Consider the following 17,017-nt stretch of genomic DNA (forward strand, 5'->3'; position numbering starts at 1 on the left):
ACAAAAAGCAATCACTGAGGCGGGTGGATCAGGGCGTCGGCTCGCTCGTCGCATCTGGGTTCAAGGTGCGGTACAGCGTCATCAGCATGCCGGCCGTCGCCCCCCAGATGATCTTGCCCTGCCAGTTCACAGCGTAGGTCACCGCACGCCGCTCTGGAAAGTTCAGCACCTTCTCGACGAAGTTGCTGCGTTCCAGCAGGAAGGCCAGCGGCACCTCGAACACCTCGGCCACCTCATCAGCCTGCAGCACCAGATCGAAACCTGGCTTGAGCAGCCCAACTACCGGGGTGACCCGGTAACGCGACACGGTGGTGTACTGGGCGAGCCGCCCGACGGGCACGATGAAGTCAGCGCGAATGCCCACTTCTTCATCGGTTTCGCGCAGGGCGGCCGATTCGGGCGTCTCATCTGGCTCGATACGCCCACCGGGAAAACTGATCTGCCCGGCATGCTTGGCCAGCTTCTCGGTGCGCTTGGTGAACAGCACGGTCGGCCCGCTGGCGTGCATGACTATCGGCACCAGCACCGCTGCCGGCGTCGCATCCCCACCCGCCTCCACATCCCCGCCAGGCGCAAGCTTGACGGTGTCTAGCCTATGGGCCAGCCAGTCGCGCGAGGCGTTGAAGTCGGTGGGGAGGATCAGCATCGCATGATTTTACCAGTACATGAGCACGATGTTTTTGTGCTGTGCTGTTTGCAAAAAAAAGCGCGGTGTGAGCCGCGCTTTTTAAAGTCAAGTTGATGATGAATCAGAACTTGTAATTGCCCGTGGCGCGTACATAACGGCCGCGTAGGTCGTACAGGGTGAAGTTCGTACCGATACCGTAACGGCTGGCATAGGCGGCATCAAACGGAGGCGTGCGATCGAACACGTTTTGTACTGACAGGGATGCGCTGAATTGTTTATTAACAACGTAGCTGCCATACCAGTCCAGGGTGGTGTTGCTCGTCACTTCAGTTTGCCCTGCGGCTTGCTCTTGACGATAGCCATCAGTGTGATTGACCTTAAACTTGCTGGTCAAATCGCCCTTTTCCCAGCCAAACCCGACAGTGGCTTTGAAGCGCGGGTAGGTGCCATCGGAAAGGCTGCGGCCCACATACTCATCAGCCGGCTGGCCATCTGCTGGCGGCTTGCGATAAGACAGTAGATAGTTGCCGTCGAAGTCTGCCGTGAAGCGGCCGAACTTAGTGCTGTTCGAGCGCCAGGTCGCCGTGAGGTCAACACCCTTTGTCTCAACAAACAGCAGGTTTCGATAAGACGTCACGACATAGAGAATATTGCCTGTGCCGGCGTCACGAACGACCGCGTCTTTGTATTGAGGAAGATTGGAGTTATCGACAACGAACTGAGTGTCATCGGAGGAAACCAGCTTGTTCTGCCGAATCTTGTAGTAATCAACAGTCGCATTGAAGTTGTTGCTGGGCTCAAAAACCATACCCAGCGTGTAGCTCTTTGACTTTTCAGCTTCCAGGTTTGGATTGCTGGCAATTACCCCTGCGACAGAGAAGGTCTTGCCTTTTTCGCCTGCGACAGGGTGGTTGCTATCAATCACGCTCACGAAGAAGGTCGAATTGGATTGGGCGTTCTCTGCCAGAGTCGGGGCGCGGAAGCCCTCAGAGTACGAGCCGCGGAGCATTACCTGTTTAGCAGGCGTCCACTTCAATCCAAGCTTGGGAGCAAAGGCAGAGCCGAAGTCGCTATAGCTATCTTGGCGACCTGCCACGGTCATTTCTAGCTGCTTGGTCAGTGGTGCAACAAACTCCACGAAACCAGCGGTGACATCACGTTTGCCCTGTGTACGCGTCGCCCCCTGACCTAGTACTAGCCCGCCAGCCAATGCGGCATCTGGGCGGTCATCCATCTCTTCACTGCGCCAATCCAGGCCAGCTGCCATGCCTACGGTGCCAGCAGGTAGGTCGAACAACTCACCCGAAACCTTGAAGTCAGCAAACTTCACCGTCGAAGTCGACTCCCGGACGATATTGAGGCGTAGCTTGTCAACAACGGCCTTGGAGTTGCTTGGGTTGTAGAAGTCGTAAGTGGCGTTGGTAATAGCCTTGACCAGCTCTTCCCCGTTGATACGGTTGTACTGGGTGTTTTTGGCTTTGCTTTCCGATGTCCCGGCTGCGAAATCCCAATCCCATCCGCTGAACTCGCCTTTCAGACCGCCAAGGACGCGATAGCTATCACTGATAATCTTCGAGCTACGTGGACCGACGTCCAAAAAAGCGTAGGCAAAGCGGGCCGTGGTGGCAAATGGGTTGTTAGGATGTCCTACTGGCAGTTTATGGTTATCGAGGGTCAGGCCACCTGTTTCCGGGTTATAGCGAGTGCCTGTACCCGAATTGGAAATAGCGGCAGGTGTAAAGGTTTGATCGGTATCGGTGTGGGAGAGCAGCACCTCACCATAGCCCTGTACTACACCGAAGTCTGCGGTGCCGCGGGCAAAGGCGTTTACGCGCTCGGTCCCTGGCATGAGTTCTAGCATGTCTGCCGTATTGAATGCACAGACATCACCAGTTAATACCGACCCGGTATACGGGTTGTTGAAGTTGGACGCATCCATCTTCACCGTACCATTCGGACAGTTGGCGAAAGCTTGACGTGCGGTTGCCGAGACGCGGAAAGTGCCGCCGCCTGCGGACCATCCAAACAGGCCGCCAGGGTACTTGCGGAAGTCCTGATCTTTGGTGAAATCCCGTTCCGAGGCTCGCAAGCTGTCGCGCTTCAAGTAGTCAACAGACAGCAAGACATTAAATTTGTCTTCGTCGATATTGCCGATACCGCCTGTGGCCGACATGCGGTATTCATTGAGCCCGCCTTCGGTCGACGTCCCCGCACTGGCTGTCGTTTCCAGGCCAGCAAAGTCTTTGCGCAGGATAACGTTCACCACGCCGGCAATCGCATCAGAGCCGTAAACTGCGGATGCGCCATCGCGCAGTACTTCAATACGCTGAATCGCTGATGCGGGAATGCTGTTCAAGTCGAAGAATGCATCGGACAGATTTTGTGCAAATCCATAGTTCGCTACGCGACGGCCGTTCAGCAGAACCAGGGTTGCCTTCTGGCCGAGGCCACGCAGCGAAATGCCCGATGCGCCGGGCGCAAAAGAATTCGTGAAAGTCTCGTTGTAGCTATTAGCGTTATTGGCGCTAATCGAGCGCAGAACTTCTGCTACGCTGGCCTTGCCGCTTTGCTCGATTTCCTTGCGAGAAATAATGGTGAGCGGTGACGGGGTTTCGCTGCTGATACGTTTGATGCGCGAACCCGTGACTTCAATTTTCTCTGCCTTTTGAGCCCCTTCCTCCGCTGCAAAAGTATGGTTAGCGATGCCGGCAACACCTAGCACCAATAAAGCTTGGCTGATTTTCTTGAGCTGCATGAGATCTCCCCTGATTCGAGTCAGGCTATTCCGATGAGTTGGAACACAGATAAATAGCGGCCGATCTGGCCACCTCTGTCAGTTCTGTCGTTTGGTTGAGACAGTCTGAAGGGTGAGGATGCTACCTGAAGCCCGCGCGAATAGCGGCCTTAGCCTACAAACTCGTTACTGCTGTGTTGCCAATCCGCAAATTTATATTTCTTAGGCCCCCAGTGGTTCCTTTAGCTTGATTTCAGCTACTTGAAGCTAGGGTCTTGCTCTTGTTGGCTGATGGTCAGACTTGGCTGTCTGCAGATGCTTGATCCATTTGAAAAAAAGTTAGGGTCTACACCGTCGGCAAACGGAAATCCCGCCAATGCGCGAGCAGGCGGATGCCCAGGCCTAGTGCGAATAGCGTCCATAGGGTGCTGTTGCCTGCATAGCCTAGGGCGTGGGCGGCGTAGAGCAGGCCGGCCATCAGGATGGCGACCGTGCCGTAGAAGTCGCGGTCGAGGATGAAGGGGACGTCGTTGACCAGCATATCGCGCAGCACGCCGCCGCCCACGGCGGTGATGAAGCCCACGCACAGCACGCCGAACAGATTGAGCCCGTAGCTGATGCCGACCTGGGCGCCGGCCAGGCTGAAGGCGATCAGGCCGGTGGAGTCGGCTAGCACGAAGATCTTGTGCATGCGGGCGTTCCAGCTCTTGTGCAGGCTAAGCAGCCAGGCAGCGCCCAGGGTAGCGATGATGGTGCTGACGGGAGAGGCATCCTGAAACACCACCGGCACCCGGTTCAGCAGTACATCGCGCACCACGCCGCCGCCGATGGCGGTCAGGATGGCCACGATCAGCACGCCGAGCAGATCAAAGCGTTTCTTCACGCCGATCAGGTAGCCGGACACGCTGAAGGCCGCAGTGCCGACCAGGAACAGCCAGTCCATATCGAATAACACGCTGCCCAATGTGGACCAGTTCATCACGGTCTATCTCCTTGTCCTGCCTGTGTGCCGCGGTAGAGCAGCTGATTCGGGTGGCGCACGCCATCGAGTTCGAAGTCGATCTCACCCAGTTGTATAAAGCCTTGCCGCGCATAGAAGGCCTGTGCCGCCAGATTGGTGGCATTCACGCTCAACCACAGGCCGGCTCGGCTGCTGCCGTGCGCGTGCTGGCTGGCCGCATCCAGCAGGCGGCGGCCCAGGCCTTGCCCTTGGGCATGGCGCAGTACATACAGCGTGCTGATTTCCACCGTGCCGCCACCCGCGACCGGGCAGGGCGCGGCGAGGTCGAGCTGCAGATAGCCGAGCAGATGCCCGTGCGCTTCCGCCACCCAAAGCCGCTGCTGGGCCGAGCTGACCTGCAGGTCAAAGCGCGCCGGGCTGAAGTGTTGGTGCACATAGGTCGCCAGGGCTGGGCGTATGCCGTCTTGCGCATAGGTATCCAGCCAGACCTGTTGGCCGAGTGCGGCCAGGCACGGGCTATCCTGCCGGGTGGCGGGGCGGATCTGGGCGGTACTGAAGGGCATGGGCGGGCGCGAAACAAAACCGCGCCTTCCGGCGCGGTCGTGGGTAAAGACCCGATTACAGCACAGTCGGCCCGCGCTTGTCCGCGTTCAGGCCTGCTGGCGCAGCCAGTTGGGCACCGCAAAGCGCGCACCATGCTGGGCGGCCAGCTGTTCGGCGCGGGCTATCGCTTTCGCCACCCCGTACTGCTTGAGGAATTGCGCTGTGCCGCCCGTCCAGGCCGGGAAGCCGATGCCGAGCAGTGCGCCGACATTCGCATCCCGTTCGCTTTCCAGCACGCCTTCGTCGAAGCAGCGCGCGGTGTCGAGTGCCTGCACAAACAGCAGACGATCGATCAGCTCCTGCATCGCGGGCAGTGCCTTGCCCGCTTGGGCGAAGGCGGCCAGACCTGGCCAGAGCTGCTTCTTGGCGCCTTCCGGGTAGTCGTAGAATCCGCCACCCGCCGCGCGGCCCTGGCGGCCGAATTCGTCTAGCATGCGTGCCAGCACTGCGTCAGCCGGGTGGGCCAGATAGGCGCTACCGAGCGCGGCGCGCGCTTCGGCGGCAATATGCGCACACAGGCTCAGGCTCACCTCGTCGGTCACCGCCAAGGGGCCGACCGGCATGCCGGCCTGCAGGCCGGCCGCCTCGATCATGGCCGGCGGTATGCCTTCGCCCAGCATGGCCATGCCCTCGTTCACATAGCTGCCAAACACGCGGCTGGTGAAGAAGCCGCGTCCGTCGTTGACCACGATGGGTGTTTTACCGATCTGCTGCACGAAGTCGTAGGCGCGCGCCAGGCTGGCCGGGCTGGTCCGCTGGCCACGGATGATCTCGACCAGCTGCATCTTGTCGACCGGGCTGAAGAAATGCAGGCCGATGAAGTTGGCCGGGCGCTGGCTGGCCGCAGCCAGTTCGCTGATCGGCAGGGTGGAGGTATTGCTGGCAAACAGCGCCTCGGCGCCCAGCACGGCCTCCACCTCGCGCGTCACCTGCGCCTTCAATTCGCGGTTTTCGAATACCGCCTCGATGACGATCTCGCAGCCGGCCAGCTCGGGCAGGCTGGCCGTGGTCTGAATGCGTGCGAGCACGGCATCGGCTTCCGCCTGGGTCTTGCGGCCCTTTTCCACCTGCTTGGCCAGCAGCTTGGCCGAGTAGGCCTTGCCCCGCTCGGCCGCGGACAGGTCGACATCCTTGAGCACCACCCGCACGCCACGGCTGGCCGCGGCCCAAGCAATGCCCGCGCCCATCATGCCGGCGCCGAGTACGCCGATCTTTTGCACTGTGCACTTATCGAAACCGGCCGGGCGGCTGGCGCCGGCCTTGATCTCGTTCATGGAGAAGAACAGCGTGCCGATCATATTCTTGGCCACCTGGCCCACGCACAGCTCGGTGAAGTAGCGGCTTTCGATGCGCAGCGCGGTGCTGAAATCGACCTGAGCGCCTTCCACCATGGCGGCCAGCGCGCGTTCGGGGGCCGGGTAGTTGCCGCGCGTCTTCTCGTACAGTGCGGCGGGCGCCACCGACAGCATCTGCGCCACCTTGGGGTGGTTGGGCGCGCCGCCGGGCAGCTTGTAGCCATCTTCATCCCAGGGCTGGCGCGAAGCCGGGTGGGCGGCGATATAGGCCTGCGCCTGCGCCAGCATATCGGCCTCGTCCTGCGCCAGGGCGTGGATCAGGCCGGCCGCCATGCCCTCGCGCGCCGAGAACTGTTGGCTTTCCAAGATATAGGGAAAGGCCGCCTGCAGGCCCAGAAGGCGCACCATCTTGCTGATGCCGCCCGCGCCGGGTAACAGGCCCCAGCTCACTTCGGGCAGGCCGAACTGGCGTTTGTCCTTGTCGAGCGCGATGCGGTGATGGGCAATCAGCGCCACTTCCCAGCCACCGCCGAGCGCCGCGCCGTTCAGGCAGGCCACCACCGGTACGCCCAGGGTTTCGATGCGGCGCATATGACGCTTCATGGTTTCCACCATCTGGAAAAAAGCCTCGGCGCCATCGGCGGGAATACTGCGCAGCTCGTCCAGATCGCCACCGGCGAAGAAGGTCTTTTTCCTCGACACGATGATCACGCCGCGCAGCTGCGCGCGTTCGGCCTCCAGTCGGTCGGCTACTGCGGCGATGCTGGCGCGGAAGGCCGCATCCATGGTGTTGATAGTCTGGCCTGGCGCATCCAGGCTCAGGGTCACGACGCCCTGGGCGTCCATCTGGAAGTCAATGCTCATGTGCTTGTCCGTTTCAGTCCGTGCTGTTTTGCAGCGTAGAGGACGCCAAGGGCGCAGCGGCGCGCAGCCTTGGCGCGAGGGCGATCACTCAGACCCGCTCGATGATGGTGGCGATGCCCATGCCGCCGCCGATGCACAGCGTGGCGAGGCCATAGCGCTTGTGCTGGCGTTCCAGCTCGTCGATCAGCGTGCCCAGGATCATTGCGCCGGTGGCGCCCAGCGGATGGCCCAGCGCAATGGCGCCGCCATTCACATTGATCCGCTCCATACCCACGCCCATCTCGCGCGCAAAGCGCAGCACCACGGCGGCAAAGGCTTCGTTCACTTCAAACAGGTCGATGTCATCTACGCTCAGCCCCGCCTTGGCCAGCGCCTTGCGCGCTGCCGGCGCCGGGCCAGTCAGCATGATGCTCGGGTCAGTGCCAGTGAGGGCGGTGGCCACGATGCGCGCGCGCGGCCGCCAGCCATAGCGCTGGCCAGCCTGTTCATTGGCAATCAGCACCAGCGCCGCGCCATCGACGATGCCCGAGGCATTGCCCGCATGGTGCACATGTTCGATGCGTTCCAGCCATGGGTAGCGGCGCAGGGCCAGCGAGTCAAAGCCCATGCTGCCTAGCTGGGCGAAGCTCGGTTTGAGCTTGGCCAGGCCTTCCAGCGTGGTGCTGGGCTTGATGAACTCATCGCGCGCCAAAATCAGCACGCCGTTCTGGTCGCGTACCGGCACCACCGACTGGTCGAAATAGCCGGCCGCCTGTGCGGTAGCGGCGCGACGCTGGCTCTCCACTGCATACGTATCTACCTCGGCACGGCCCAGGCCTTCCAGCGTGGCGATCAGGTCGGCACCGATGCCCTGCGGCACGAAGCCGATCGCGCGGGCGGTTTCCGGGTCGGTGGCCATGGCCCAGCCATCCGAGCCCATCGCCACGCGTGACATCGACTCCACGCCGCCGGCCACCACGATGTCTTCCCAGCCCGAGCGCACTTTCTGCGCGGCCAGATTGATGGCCTCGAGGCCCGAGCCGCAGAAGCGGTTCACCTGCACACCGGCCGCCTGCCAGTCCCAACCGGCCGCCAGCGCGGCGGTCTTGGCAATGTCGCCGCCCTGGTCGCCCACCGGCGTTACGCAGCCGAGCACCACATCATCCACTTCGGCGCTGTTCAGGCCGCTGCGCTGGGTGAGTTCGTGCATCAGGCCGGTCAGCAGGGTGACGGGCTTCACCTCGTGCAGGCTGCCGTCGGGCTTACCCTTGCCGCGCGGCGTGCGCAGGGCTTGGTAGAGATAGGCTTCGGACATGGTGGGCTTTCCGTGATCAATCAATGTTTCAAGCAAGCGCTAGATTAAAGTAAAAACTCGGCGCATGATAGCGGCGCCATATCGGCTAGGCGCCTGCTGTGGCCGAGCTGCATCGACCTCAGGCTGGTGGCGTACTCGGCACGCGCAGGCGATCAAGCAAATGCCGGCGTGCCTGACGGTTGAACAGCAGCATGCACAGCAGCGCCACGGCCGAGCCGAGCAGGGTGTCGAGCAGGCGTTCGTGCAATAGCAGCAGACTGGCCGCGTGGCCAAGGGTCAGATCGAATAGCAGCAGGATCAGCGCAGTCAGCGTGCAGGCCTGCGCCCACAGGTTTTTGGCCAGGGCAATCGGGCGCAGAAAAGCCAGGACGACGACGCAGCCGAGCAGTAGCGCCGGCTGCTGGAGATAGCGGCCGATCAGCCAGGCCAGTGCCACGCCGGCCAGCGTGCCGAACACGGTCTGGAACAGGCGGCGCAGGCTGTCCGGGCCATCGGGGCGGATTACGAACAGAGTGACCGCCGCCACCCAGGCCGGGCGCTGATAGTCGAGCCAGAGCGCCAGGGCCAGCCCGCCGGTAACGGCCAGGCTGAAGCCGCTGGCGTGCAGCCAGCCGGCATTGTGGCCGGCTGCAATCAGCCGCCCGGCATTACGCAGGCCGGGGTGGCGGCGCGGCAGGGCGCGCGGGAAGAGCAGGCTGTCCAGCCACACTGCCAGGAGGCCGACACCGATGCCGAGCGCAAAGAAGGGCAGGCCCTGGGCGGGCAGGACCGGAACGAAGGCGTACACCAGCAGCATCAGCGCGGCAAAGCGCAGAATGGTTTCCACCGCGATACCGCTGCCGTCCAGCCAGCCTATGCCGAAGCTGAGCACGGCCAGCACCAGAAACAGCAGGCCGTGCTGCGGCCCCAGCCAATGGCCGAGTGCGGCGCTGGCGACCACCAGGGCGAGGCCGACGGCCTGGGTCAGCAGGCGGTGGCGCAAGCTGCCGCCGAAATCGAGCAGGCTCGCATACAGGCCGCCGACCGCGCCGAACAGCAGGCCGGCCGGCTCGTGCAGATGCAGCGCCAGCGCGGCCGGCACCGCCACGCCCAGCGCCGCGCACACGGCCTGGCGCCAGGGCAGCGCGCCGTCGCGCCAGCGCAGCAGATGAAAAGGGTAGGGCATGGTGCTTGAGCCGATCCCGACAGACGTCACTCACACAAACTAGGAGACAAAATGATTGCGCGCCGCCATTTCGATGCGGAACACGCCTTGTTCCGCAGCAATTTCCGCCGCTTCCTGGCCGAGGAAGTGACCCCGTACCAGCGCGAATGGGAGGCGGCCGGCCAGGTGCCGCGCGCCATCTGGCGCCGCGCCGGCGAGCTGGGTTTCCTGGCCACCTTTGTCGACGAGGCTTATGGCGGTGCCGGCTGCCGCGACTACCGCTATGAGCAGATCGTGGCCGAGGAGCTGGGTCTGGCCAATGAATGGGGCTTGGCGCTCGGCCTGCATTCCTCGCTGGTGGCGCCCTATCTGGATAGCTTTGGCACACCCGAGCAGAAGCAGCGCTATCTGCCCGGCGTGGTGTCGGGCGACTGCGTGCTGGCGGTGGCGATGACCGAGCCGAATACCGGCAGCGATCTGGCCGGCATCCAGACCCGCGCCGAGGACTGCGGCGACTACTGGCTGCTGAATGGTGCGAAGACCTTTATTTCCAATGGCGTGCATAGCGATCTGGTTATCGTGGCGGCGCGCACCCATCCGAGCGAGAAGCGCGGTCTGTCGCTCTTCCTGGTGGAAAAGGGCTGGGCCGGCTTCGAAGTGGGCCGGCGCCTGGAGAAGATAGGCCAGCACAGTCAGGACACGGCCGAGCTGTTCTTTCGCGATGTGAAGGTGCCCAAGCAGAACCTGCTTGGCGAGCCGCACCAGGGCTTCAAGCTCTTGATGCAGATGCTGGCGCCTGAGCGGCTGATCTGCGCGATCGGCTCGCTGGCCGCGGCCCAATCTGCCCTGGCGATGACGCTGGCCTATGTGAAGGAGCGGCGCGCGTTTGGGCAGACCCTGTTCGAATTCCAGAACACCCGCTTCGAGCTGGCCGCGATCAAGACCGAGCTCGATATCGGCCAGGTCTATCTCGACCGGCTGGTCATGGAGCACCAGGCGGGCAGCCTGGATACCGTGGATGCGGCCGAGGCCAAGCTGTGGACCAGCGAGCTGCTGGGCCGCGCGGCCGACCGCTGCCTGCAGCTGTTTGGTGGCTATGGTTTCATGGCCGAGTACCCGATAGGCCGGCTATGGGCCTCGGCGCGCGTGGCGCGCATCTATGCCGGGTCGAGCGAGATCATGAAGGAGATCATCGCCAAGGCGATGTAGGGCGGGCCGAGCGCAGCCGGCTTCAGACCGGTTGCAGGCTCAGGCTGGTCTTGTATTCCTGGCTTTCGCCCGCACCCGAGGCGCCGCCACGCTCTTCCTTGCGTACCAGGAGCAGGCGGTCGCCCAGCACGCTGTACACGCGGTCTTCCTCGCTGAAGTGCTTGAAACGCACCACGATAAACGCGCGCCCGCTAGCCTTCACACGCACCGTGCTGGCCAGCGGTGTACCGTCGGCGGCGATCCAGACGCTGAGCTTGGCATCAAGCTCGCGCACATATTTGCGTTCGCGCTGCGGAAGCTTCTCCAGCGGCACTTCAAAGTTCAGCCGCCGCACCGGCTTGCCCGCGTACTGATCGCTGATCTCGTTCAGAAACACCGCGTCCTCGACCGCATGCGCAAGGCTGGCCGCGGCCGAACTCATGCCGCGCAGATCGGTGAATTCCAGATCGCGCAGCCCGGTTAGCGCCGGCGTGCTGACTTCCTTATTCTTCAGCTGCGCGCGCTGCTCGGCCTCCACGCGGGCCAGCAGGTCCTTGCCGTACATCAGCTGCAGGCCGCGCCCATTGTCTTCCAGCGTTAGCGCGGCGGCGCCCTGCTTATCCTGCGCATCCTTGCCCTCGCCCTGGCGGCGCCAGGTCTTCACCTCAAGCTGCGCCTTGAGCGGGGTCTGGCCCTGCAGGCGGCTCAATGCGGCTTTCAGGTCGGCCAGGCCATCGGCGCGGCTGGGTAGCGTGCACAGCAAGAGTACGGACAAGGTCAGCAGGCGAGTCAGCGAGTTCGGTGTCACGGCGCAGCTTTCTGAGTTGAGGGTTGGCTGGGGTGGTGGGCGCTTGCGGCTGCTTGGAGCTGCTTGCCGCAGCAGGGTTCAGTGTCTACACGCACAAAAAAGGCAGCGATCAACGCTGCCTGGTTTGGAAGGCCTTGGATCAGGCCGCGCGGCCCAGCACGCTGAGCGCCACGGCCTCGGCCACCTTGATGCCGTCCACGCCGGCTGACAGGATGCCGCCCGCGTAACCGGCGCCTTCGCCGGCCGGGAACAGGCCGCGCACATTCAGGCTCTGGCAGTCCTCGCCGCGCGTGATGCGCAAGGGCGAGGAGGTGCGGGTTTCCACGCCGGTTAGCACCGCATCGTGCATATCGAAGCCTTGAATCTGCTTGCCGAAAGCCGGTAGTGCTTCGCGCATGGCTTCAATGGCATAGGCGGGCAGCGCGCTATGCAGGCTGCCGAGTTTGACGCCCGGCTTGTAGGACGGCTCCACGCTGCCCAGCGCAGTCGAATCGCGTCCGGCGATAAAGTCACCCACCAACTGGCCCGGCGCTTCGTAATTGCCACCACCGAGCACAAAGGCGCGCGATTCGAGTTCGCGCTGGAAGGCGATGCCGGCCAGCGGGCCGCCCGGGTAATCGTCCGGGGTGATGCCGACCACGATGCCGGCATTCGCATTGCGTTCGTTACGTGAGTATTGGCTCATGCCATTGGTGACTACGCGGTTCGGTTCCGAAGTGGCCGCCACCACGGTGCCGCCCGGGCACATGCAGAAGCTGTAGACCGAACGGCCGTTCTGGGCGTGATGCACGAGTTTGTAATCGGCCGCGCCCAAGAGCGGATGGCCGGCATGTTTGCCAAAGCGCGCGCGGTCGATCAGTGATTGCGGGTGCTCGATACGGAAGCCGACCGAGAACGGTTTGGCCTCCATGAACACGCCGCGCGCATGCAGCATCTCGAAGGTATCGCGCGCGCTGTGGCCCAGCGCCATCACGACATGGTCGGTGCGGATCTGCTCGCCGCTTTCGAGGGTTAGGCCGCGCACCGCGCCGTCTTCGATCTGGATATCGGTGACTTTCTGCTCGAAGCGGATCTCGCCACCGAGTTCGGTAATCGTCTCGCGCATCTTTTCCACCATGCCGACCAGGCGGAAGGTGCCGATATGCGGCTTGCTCACATAGACGATTTCCTCGGGCGCGCCTGCTTTCACGAACTCGGCGATCACCTTGCGCCCCAGATAGCGCGGGTCCTTGATCTGGCTATACAGCTTGCCGTCCGAAAAGGTGCCGGCGCCGCCTTCACCGAACTGCACATTCGATTCGGGATTCAGCACATTCTTGCGCCACAGCCCCCAGGTGTCCTTGGTGCGCTGGCGCACTTCCTTGCCGCGCTCGAGCACAATGGGCTTGAAGCCCATCTGCGCCAAAAGCAGGGCGGCGAAGATGCCGCAGGGACCGAAGCCGACCACCACCGGGCGGTGCGCGAGATCCGAGGGCGCATGGCCAACCAGCTTGTAGTCCATGTCCGGCGTGGGGACGATCTTATGGTCGGTGGCAAAGCGCTTCTGCACACCGGCTTCGTCGGCGAGTTCGCAGTCCACGCTGTAAATCAGCATCAGCGGATGGCCGCGCCGCGCGTCGTAGCTGCGCTTGAACACGGTGAAGGATTTGAGCGCCTCGGGCTTGATCTTCAGCCTTTGCACAATCGCCTCGGGCAGGGCCTCGGGGGCGTGGTCTAGCGGCAGGCGAAGTTCATTGAGGCGCAGCATGGGTGTTCCAGTGTTCAATCTAAAAGGGAAGCGGCCGGCCCGAGCGAAGGCTCGGGTCGGCCAAGCGCGTATTGTAATTTCTAGTTGGCAGATCGCGAAATTGCGGCGCGGGATGCACGCAGTGCAGCAAAAGTCTTACAGAGCAGTCTGATTTGTAAATAAGGGTTAGCGTCGCGCATGGGCGTCACGGCGGCTGTGCAATACTCGCGCCGACTTAATTGAAAGCCCTTCTCATTCCCATGCCCGCTTCCCGTTTTTCCCGCCTGCCACTGAGCCTCTTGTGCGCGAGCGCCCTGCATAGCTGGGCGGCCGATGCGCCTGCCGCGCCGGCAAGTGATGCCCAGGCCAAACCGGCCGAGACCACTACCCAGCAGACCGAACAGATCAGCGTGACTGGCCGCCAGCTCAGCGATAACAAGCTGCGCCAGCAAAGTACGGCCAGCCGCATCATCGTGGGCAAAGAGGAAATCGCCCGTTTTGGCGATAGCTCGGTGGCCGATGTGCTCAAGCGCCTGCCCGGCGTGACGGTGGGCGGGCCACCCGGCCGGCGCGGTGGTCAGATCAGCATGCGCGGCATGGCTTCGTATACCCAGATTCTGATCAACGGCGAGCCGATGGCGCGCGGCTTTTCGCTCGATTCGCTATCGCCCGAGCTGATCGAACGCATCGAGATCATGCGCTCGCCACTGGCCGAGCACAGCGCACAGGCGGTGGCTGGCACCATCAATATCGTGCTGCGCGAAGATGCGCGCAAACGCACCACCGATGTCAGCTTGTCGGCCAGCCAGACCGATGGCCACAAGCTGCAGCCACGTATTGGCTTGCAGCATAGCGACAAGGCCGGCCAGCTCAGCTACACGCTGTCCGGCAATCTGCAGCGCTATGACCAGCAGGAGAGCGAAACGCGCAGCGTGCAGCGCCAGTACGACAGCACCGGTGCGCTGACCTCCGAGCAGTGGCGCGCGAGCGAGCGGCAGTCGCGTGGCTATTCGCTGCATCTGGCCCCGCGCCTGGGCTGGCGCTATGGCGAGGGCGATACGCTGAATCTGCAAATGTTTGCCATGCATAGCCAGGATGTGGATACCGGCGAGACCACGCTGACCCAGCCCCTGGGTGTGGCGCCCTACGACACCGCGCAGGCGCGCTCGGACAACCGCTTTGATATGGTGCGCCTGAACCTGAACCGGCAAATGCCCCTGGGCGAGCTGGGCAAGCTGACCTTGCGCCTGGGCGGTGATTACAACCGCAATAGCAGCGAGGAGACACGCATTGAAAGCCAGCTCGGCCAGCCCGATGCGCGCAATCTCGACCACACGCTGAACCGCGAAGCGGGCCTGAGCAGCAGCGGCAAATGGTCGCTGCCCTTGGGCAATGGCCATAGCCTGGACCTCGGCTATGACATCGACCAGAAGCGCCGTCGCGAGGAGCGTGTACAGATCGGCTTCAGCGACAGCAGCACGCTGGACCCGGCCAGTAATACCCACGCACGCACACTGCGCACCGCCTTCTATGCCCAGGATGAATGGGACATCGCCCCGCAGTGGGCGCTGTATGGCGGCCTGCGCTGGGAACAGATCAGCCAGCGCAGCGAGGGCGGCACGGCCTCGCTCGACAGTCGCAGCGCGGTATGGAGCCCGACCCTGCAGGGCGTGTGGCGCCTTGATGAAGGCAAGAAGGACCAGCTGCGCCTCGGCCTGTCGCGCACCTATCGCGCGCCGCGCCCGGCCGATCTGCTCGACCGGGTGGTGCTGGCAGAGAACAACGATGAATTCAGCCCCGATGTACGCGGCAACCCGGCCCTCAAGCCCGAGCTGTCCTGGGGCCTGGAGATGGCCTATGAACGCTATCTGAGCCAGAGCGGCATGCTGTCGGCCAATCTGTTTGCGCGCCAGATCGAGGACGTGATCCGTCGCGTCAAGCGCCTGGGCGCCGATGGACGCTGGCTCAGCCAGCCGATCAACCTCGATAGCGCGCGCGCCTATGGCGTGGAGCTGGAAGCCAAGTTCCAGCTGGCTGAGCTGATGGACGATGCGCCGCCGCTCGACTTCCGCGCCAATGTTGGCCGCTACTGGTCGGAAGTTAGCGGCGTGCCGGGGCCGGATAACCGCCTGGATGGACAGGCCGAGCTGAGCCTGAACCTGGGTGTCGATTACCGCCTGCGTGCGCTGCCGCTGACCGTGGGCGGGAATGTGAACTGGGTGCCCGAGTATGCAGTGCAGAGCACGGCCGAGGAGCGCAAACAGACCGGGCGCAAGCGGGTGATCGATCTGTATGCCTTGTGGCGCTTCAGCCCGGATGCGCGCCTGCGTGTGTCGGCCGGCAACCTAGGCCATCTGGACAGCTATTCGGCCAGCGAAAGCCGTTACAACGGCCGCGTGTCGAGCAGCGAAAGCTGGCAGCGCAGCTGGACCAGCTGGACCGCCACGCTGGAGCTCAAGTACTGATGAGTGTGCCCTCGCCCTGTGTAGGGCGCTGCGCACTGCGCCCCGACCGGCCCGAGTGCAGCGGCTGTGCACGCAGCCTCGATGAAATCAGCCGCTGGTCAGGCATGAGCGAGGCCGAGCAACTGGCGGTTTGGCGGCGCCTGGGGCGCGAGCCGGTTCAGCCCGCACCGCTTCCACCTGCTAATTGACCAGCTTGCCGTCGGCCGAGATCACCGCCATATCGCCATAGCGCGAGGCGCGCCGATTATCGCCATCCAGGCGTAGCGGCAGGCCGCCCAGATCGGTGCGCAGTTTTTCCAGCGCCGCGCGCAGGCCGCCTGGGCTGATGTCGCCCGCCTGCTCCAACGCGCTGACCAGCAGCTTGGCGGCGGCAAAGCCTTCCAGCGAGCTATGGCTGGGTGGTTCGTCGCGGTATTGCTTGAGCGTGGCGACGAATTCGCGCGCCAGCGGCGTGGTCGGGTTGTAGGGCGAGGGCACCAGCGCGCTGACCGCTACCCAGCGTGCTGCCTCGCCACCAAGGAATTCACGCAGGGTCTGCGGGTTGATACCGGCGACCGCATAGAAGGCGGTGCCCGGTTGCTGGCGCTGGTAGGCCTGAACGAAGGCGGCCGAGGCAATGGTGGGTGCGGCCAGCAGCACTGCCTGTGGCTGGGTGCGCAATAGGGTGGCAGCGGCCTGTTCCACATTGCTCGCCTCGCTATTCAGCACCGCCGTGCCGCTCAGGACCAGCTGATTGCTGCGCAGTCCGGTGGCAATCGCCTGTGCGGCTGCGCTGCCCTGTGCGTCGTCGCCCACTACCAGGGCGATGCGCTTGAAGCCGCTGCCGGCGGCGAAGCGAGCAATGCGTGCCATCTCGTCGGCCAGGCTGGCGCGCAGGTAAAAGACTGGGTCGGCATTCGCCAGCTCCACCCCCACCAGCGGCGCCACCATGGGCAGGCCCTCGCGGCGCAGGCTGGCGTCGGCCAGCACCGCACGCACATTCTCGGCACCGAAATAGGCAAACATCGCCACGGGTTTATGCTCGGTCACCAGCTTGCGACTCAGCGCCACGGTATTGGCCGGCTTGCCGGCATCGTCCGCCACGATCAGCTTGAGCGGACGGCCCCTTAGTCCACCGCGGCTATTGAGCTTGTCGAAATAGACCTGGGCGCCGGTCAGGAAGTCCTTGCCGGTATCGCCATTCGGGCCGGAGAGATCGAGCACCTGCACGATGGGAATCGGGGCGCCGGCCGCCAAGGTCAGCAAGGTGGCGGCGGCCAGGCCCAGGGAGGCCAGCCAGGAAGCAGTACGCATGATGTAGACCGCGG

13 protein-coding genes are annotated in these 17,017 nt (G+C 63.5%); 3 read left to right on the top strand and 10 right to left on the bottom strand.

Annotated features, from left to right (window positions below):
- Window positions 1-28: 28 nt before the first annotated feature.
- From BT173_RS09780 to BT173_RS09810, 7 genes are all read right to left on the bottom strand, one after another.
- Entirely contained in the window at window positions 29-646 is a 618-nt protein-coding gene (locus BT173_RS09780; protein ID WP_072428472.1) for an NUDIX hydrolase, read from the bottom strand.
- A 103-nt stretch (window positions 647-749) separates the two neighbouring features.
- Window positions 750-3,383, bottom strand: coding sequence for a TonB-dependent receptor plug domain-containing protein (locus BT173_RS09785; RefSeq protein ID WP_072428473.1), 2,634 nt, complete (start codon window positions 3,381-3,383; stop codon window positions 750-752).
- A gap of 325 nt (window positions 3,384-3,708) precedes the next feature.
- Complete coding sequence (locus tag BT173_RS09790; protein ID WP_217651443.1) at window positions 3,709-4,341, bottom strand: trimeric intracellular cation channel family protein; 633 nt, start codon at window positions 4,339-4,341, stop codon at window positions 3,709-3,711.
- Window positions 4,341-4,886 (bottom strand): GNAT family N-acetyltransferase, encoded by a 546-nt coding sequence (locus BT173_RS09795; protein ID WP_072428474.1) that lies wholly within the window; start codon window positions 4,884-4,886, stop codon window positions 4,341-4,343. Before BT173_RS09795 ends, BT173_RS09790 begins: the two co-directional genes overlap by 1 nt.
- An 87-nt stretch (window positions 4,887-4,973) precedes the next feature.
- Entirely contained in the window at window positions 4,974-7,085 is a 2,112-nt protein-coding gene (locus BT173_RS09800; RefSeq protein ID WP_072428475.1) for a 3-hydroxyacyl-CoA dehydrogenase NAD-binding domain-containing protein, read from the bottom strand.
- An 88-nt stretch (window positions 7,086-7,173) separates the two neighbouring features.
- Window positions 7,174-8,379 (bottom strand): acetyl-CoA C-acetyltransferase, encoded by a 1,206-nt coding sequence (locus tag BT173_RS09805; protein ID WP_072428476.1) that lies wholly within the window; start codon window positions 8,377-8,379, stop codon window positions 7,174-7,176.
- A gap of 118 nt (window positions 8,380-8,497) precedes the next feature.
- On the bottom strand, window positions 8,498-9,544 hold the full coding sequence (locus BT173_RS09810) for an FUSC family protein (protein WP_072428477.1): 1,047 nt from the start codon (window positions 9,542-9,544) through the stop codon (window positions 8,498-8,500).
- Window positions 9,545-9,595: 51 nt separating this feature from the next.
- On the opposite strand from BT173_RS09810, the gene BT173_RS09815 reads away from it, so the two are divergent.
- Window positions 9,596-10,732: an acyl-CoA dehydrogenase family protein gene (locus BT173_RS09815; RefSeq protein ID WP_217651444.1), complete on the top strand. Its 1,137-nt coding sequence runs from the start codon at window positions 9,596-9,598 to the stop codon at window positions 10,730-10,732.
- A gap of 22 nt (window positions 10,733-10,754) precedes the next feature.
- Here the strand turns inward: BT173_RS09815 and BT173_RS09820 are convergent, their stop codons facing one another.
- Both BT173_RS09820 and BT173_RS09825 read right to left on the bottom strand, forming a co-directional pair.
- Entirely contained in the window at window positions 10,755-11,519 is a 765-nt protein-coding gene (locus BT173_RS09820; RefSeq protein ID WP_245794159.1) for a hypothetical protein, read from the bottom strand.
- A gap of 139 nt (window positions 11,520-11,658) precedes the next feature.
- The gene (locus BT173_RS09825; RefSeq protein ID WP_072428478.1) at window positions 11,659-13,266 is read right to left on the bottom strand and encodes an NAD(P)/FAD-dependent oxidoreductase; all 1,608 of its coding nucleotides are present in this window, start codon (window positions 13,264-13,266) and stop codon (window positions 11,659-11,661) included.
- A gap of 218 nt (window positions 13,267-13,484) precedes the next feature.
- Between BT173_RS09825 and BT173_RS09830 the strand changes: the two genes are divergently transcribed.
- On the top strand, window positions 13,485-15,710 hold the full coding sequence (locus BT173_RS09830; protein ID WP_139256112.1) for a TonB-dependent receptor plug domain-containing protein: 2,226 nt from the start codon (window positions 13,485-13,487) through the stop codon (window positions 15,708-15,710).
- Entirely contained in the window at window positions 15,710-15,898 is a 189-nt protein-coding gene (locus tag BT173_RS20060) for a DUF1289 domain-containing protein (RefSeq protein WP_175545586.1), read from the top strand. Before BT173_RS09830 ends, BT173_RS20060 begins: the two co-directional genes overlap by 1 nt.
- Here the strand turns inward: BT173_RS20060 and BT173_RS09840 are convergent.
- Window positions 15,891-17,003, bottom strand: a complete 1,113-nt coding sequence (locus BT173_RS09840; RefSeq protein ID WP_072428479.1) for an ABC transporter substrate-binding protein — start codon at window positions 17,001-17,003, stop codon at window positions 15,891-15,893. The genes BT173_RS20060 and BT173_RS09840 overlap by 8 nt on opposite strands.
- Window positions 17,004-17,017 lie beyond the last annotated feature (14 nt).

The sequence above is a fragment of the Chitinimonas taiwanensis DSM 18899 genome, assembly GCF_900119825.1.
GTDB lineage: Bacteria > Pseudomonadota > Gammaproteobacteria > Burkholderiales > Chitinimonadaceae > Chitinimonas > Chitinimonas taiwanensis.

What these genes read in the sequence shown, in the direction of transcription:
- BT173_RS09780 (WP_072428472.1), bottom strand. Translation starts at nt 646, where the DNA reads ATGCTGATCCTCCCCACCGACTTCAACGCCTCGCGCGACTGGCTGGCC.
- BT173_RS09785 (WP_072428473.1), bottom strand. Translation starts at nt 3,383, where the DNA reads ATGCAGCTCAAGAAAATCAGCCAAGCTTTATTGGTGCTAGGTGTTGCC.
- BT173_RS09790 (WP_217651443.1), bottom strand. Translation starts at nt 4,341, where the DNA reads ATGAACTGGTCCACATTGGGCAGCGTGTTATTCGATATGGACTGGCTG.
- BT173_RS09795 (WP_072428474.1), bottom strand. Translation starts at nt 4,886, where the DNA reads ATGCCCTTCAGTACCGCCCAGATCCGCCCCGCCACCCGGCAGGATAGC.
- BT173_RS09800 (WP_072428475.1), bottom strand. Translation starts at nt 7,085, where the DNA reads ATGAGCATTGACTTCCAGATGGACGCCCAGGGCGTCGTGACCCTGAGC.
- BT173_RS09805 (WP_072428476.1), bottom strand. Translation starts at nt 8,379, where the DNA reads ATGTCCGAAGCCTATCTCTACCAAGCCCTGCGCACGCCGCGCGGCAAG.
- BT173_RS09810 (WP_072428477.1), bottom strand. Translation starts at nt 9,544, where the DNA reads ATGCCCTACCCTTTTCATCTGCTGCGCTGGCGCGACGGCGCGCTGCCC.
- BT173_RS09815 (WP_217651444.1), top strand. Translation starts at nt 9,596, where the DNA reads ATGATTGCGCGCCGCCATTTCGATGCGGAACACGCCTTGTTCCGCAGC.
- BT173_RS09825 (WP_072428478.1), bottom strand. Translation starts at nt 13,266, where the DNA reads ATGCTGCGCCTCAATGAACTTCGCCTGCCGCTAGACCACGCCCCCGAG.
- BT173_RS20060 (WP_175545586.1), top strand. Translation starts at nt 15,710, where the DNA reads ATGAGTGTGCCCTCGCCCTGTGTAGGGCGCTGCGCACTGCGCCCCGAC.
- BT173_RS09840 (WP_072428479.1), bottom strand. Translation starts at nt 17,003, where the DNA reads ATGCGTACTGCTTCCTGGCTGGCCTCCCTGGGCCTGGCCGCCGCCACC.